This is a genomic window from Micromonospora foliorum, from assembly GCF_022229015.1.
GTDB lineage: Bacteria > Actinomycetota > Actinomycetes > Mycobacteriales > Micromonosporaceae > Micromonospora > Micromonospora foliorum.
The window spans coordinates 1-2,183 of the sequence record NZ_JAKKFF010000381.1; the positions used below are offsets into that span (position 1 = coordinate 1).

Below are 2,183 nucleotides of genomic sequence, written 5' to 3' on the forward strand. Positions count from 1 at the left end.
CGCCGATGTCCACCCGACCGGGCCGCCGGTAACGGGTGCGGGGCGCGGACGGCCGGGAGCGGTGCGCGCCACCAGCGCCGAGCACCGCGCGCAGCGGGGCGAGGGTGTCGTTGCTGAGGTGCCCCGCCCAGACCAGATCCCAGATCACCCCGGTCAGCGCGGCGTCGTCGGTCGAGCCCACCCGGTCGGCCAGCGGGCGGAAGAACAGCGCCTGCCCGTCGCCGAGCGCGTCGAGCACCGCGTCGTGCAACGGGGTACGGGTCAACGCCTCGTCGGGCGGCGGGAGCAGCAGCGGCGCGGCGTCCGCGTAGGCCAGGGTGACCCAGCCGTCGCCCCCGGAGATCGCGCCCGACCCCGCCCAGAGCACCTCCCCGCTCGCGCACAGCTCGTCGAGCTGGGCGGGGGAGTAGTCCGCGACCCGCGCGGGCAGCACCAACCGCTCCAGGGCGGAGGCCGGCACCGCCGCGCCCTGCAACTGCTCAACGGTGGCGGCCAGCGCCTCCACACCTCGGGCGGACGAGCCGACCTGCTGCCAGCGGGGCAGGAACGTCGCCAGCGCCCGGGGCGGCACCGGCTCGATCTCCCGGCGCAGCGCCGCGAGCGAACGGCGGCGCAGCATTCGCAGCACCTCGGCGTCGCACCACTGGGCGCCGGCCGAATCCGGGGTGAACTCCCCGGAGACCACCCGCCCGGTGGCGCCGAGCCGGCGCAGCGCCTGCTCGACGACGAACACGCCGAGCCCGAACCGGGCCGCGCAGCTGGCCGCCGCGAACGGCCCGTGGGTGCGGGCGTAGCGGGCCACCAGATCACCGAGCGGATCGGCCACCGGGGCGAGGTACGCCTCGGCCACCCCCATCGGCAGCGCCACGCCGAGGGCGTCGCGCAGGCGGGCGGCGTCCTCGACGCCCACCCAGCGCTGCTCGCCCGCGATCCGGACCCGCAGCACCCGGCGGGTCGCCTCCAGCTCGCTGAGCCACGCCTCCGGCACACCCCGCTCGGTCAGATCGGCGTCGCTCAGGTCACCGAGCACCCGCAGCAGCTCGACGACGTCCTCGGCGTCGCGCGGGCGGCGCTGCTCGGTCAGCCACCGCAGCTGTCGGTCGGTCTCGCGGAGCACCGCCGGGTCGAGCAACTCCCGCAGGTCGACCCGGCCGAGCAGCTCGCCGAGGAGCGTGGAGTCCAGCGCGAGCGCGGCGGCGCGGCGCTCGGCGAGCGGGGCGTCGCCCTCGTAAAGGAACGCGCCGACGTAGCCGAAGAGCAGCGACCGCGCGAACGGGGACGGCGCGCTGGTCTCCACCTCGACCAGCCGCACCTTGCGGGTGGCCAGGTCGCGCATCAGCCCGGCCAGGGCCGGCTGGTCGAAGACGTCCTGGAGGCACTCCCGGGCGGCCTCCAGGGTGACCGGGAAGTCCGCGTACTCGCGGGCGACGTCGAGCAGTTGCGCGGCACGTTGCCGCTGCTGCCACAGCGGTTGGCGGCGGCGCGGGTCGCGGCGCGGCAGCAGCAGGGACCGTGCGGCGCACTCCCGGAAACGGGCGGCGAAGAGGGCGGAGGTGCCAACCGACTCCTCCACGAGCTGGGTGATCTCCTCAGGCTCGAAGACCACCACGTCGGCGCCGGGGGGCTCGTCGGCGGTGTCCGGAAGACGCACCACGATGCCGTCGTCGGAGGGCATCACCTGGGCGTCCACCCCGTACCGCTCGGCCAGCCGGCGGCCCACCGCGAGGGCCCACGGCCCGTTGACCCGGGCGCCGAGCACGCTGTGCACGGCCAGCCGCCAGTCACCCAGCTCGTCGCGGAACCGCTCGACCACGACCGTGCGGTCGTCGGGCAGCGAGCGGGTGGCCTCCCGCTGCTCGCGCAGGTAGGCCATCAGGTTGCCGGCCGCCCATTCGTCCAGCCCGCCGTCACGCAGCGCGGCCAGTGCCGCCTCGTCGGTCTGTCGCAGCAGGGTGCGGACCCGGGCGCCGATGGCCCGGCCCAACTCCACCGGCCGACCCAGCTGGTCGCCCTTCCAGAACGGCATGCGCGCGGCCTGCCCCGGGGCGGGCGAGACCAGCACCCGGTCAGGAGTGATCTCCTCGATCCGCCACGAGGACGAGCCGAGCAGGAACACGTCGCCGACCCGGGACTCGTAGACCATCTCCTCGTCCAGCTCGCCGACCCGGGCGGCCCGCTCGGCG

The 2,183-nt window shown here is 76.0% G+C and carries 1 protein-coding gene; it reads right to left on the reverse strand.

Going from position 1 to position 2,183, the window contains the following annotated elements:
• Positions 1–2,183, reverse strand: a 2,183-nt coding sequence (locus PSH25_RS25175; RefSeq protein WP_441005356.1) for an Lhr family ATP-dependent helicase, incomplete at both ends; no start/stop codon positions are given.